A 409-nucleotide genomic window follows, 5' to 3' on the forward strand; every position below is an offset into this window, starting at 1 on the left:
GCATCAAAATGCTGCGGGTTTTTACCGGGGAAGGTCGCCTTTTCTTTGCAGGGCGATCCGCATAGAATCCAACCACGGAGGCGCTCCGCAGGGAGCCACGGGGCGTCCGATCATAACCGGATGCATCTGCGCTGCTGTTGCATGCAGCATTCACGCGCAGATCGGAACAGCCGGGCAACCGCGTATTTTGCTGCATCGCCTGGTGCGGTCATTTCGCACTGCATCGGCTGCACCGCAGCAGCATCGCCAACACGGAAAGGCACGATGGCCACCAGCAAGAAGGGCACCGAACGGCTGATCAAGAAATATCCCAACCGCCGACTCTACGATACCCAGACCAGCACGTACATCACACTGGCAGACGTCAAGCAGCTCGTCATGGAGACCGAAGAGTTTCGCGTCGTCGATG

At 58.7% G+C, this 409-nt stretch carries 2 protein-coding genes; one reads left to right on the forward strand and one right to left on the reverse strand.

Annotation, left to right across the window (positions count from 1 at the left end):
- Window positions 1-110 precede the first annotated feature (110 nt).
- Window positions 111-263, reverse strand: coding sequence for a hypothetical protein (locus OC23_RS19135; RefSeq protein WP_161792254.1), 153 nt, complete (start codon window positions 261-263; stop codon window positions 111-113).
- Between the two features lies 1 nt (window position 264).
- Between OC23_RS19135 and OC23_RS19625 the strand changes: the two genes are divergently transcribed.
- On the forward strand, window positions 265-409 hold a 145-nt coding region (locus tag OC23_RS19625), incomplete at its 3' end, for a polyhydroxyalkanoate synthesis regulator DNA-binding domain-containing protein (protein ID WP_413772397.1).

Origin of the sequence: Acinetobacter sp. A47 (genome assembly GCF_000805455.1) — a bacterium.
In the GTDB taxonomy this organism is placed as follows: Bacteria; Pseudomonadota; Gammaproteobacteria; order Pseudomonadales; family Moraxellaceae; genus Acinetobacter.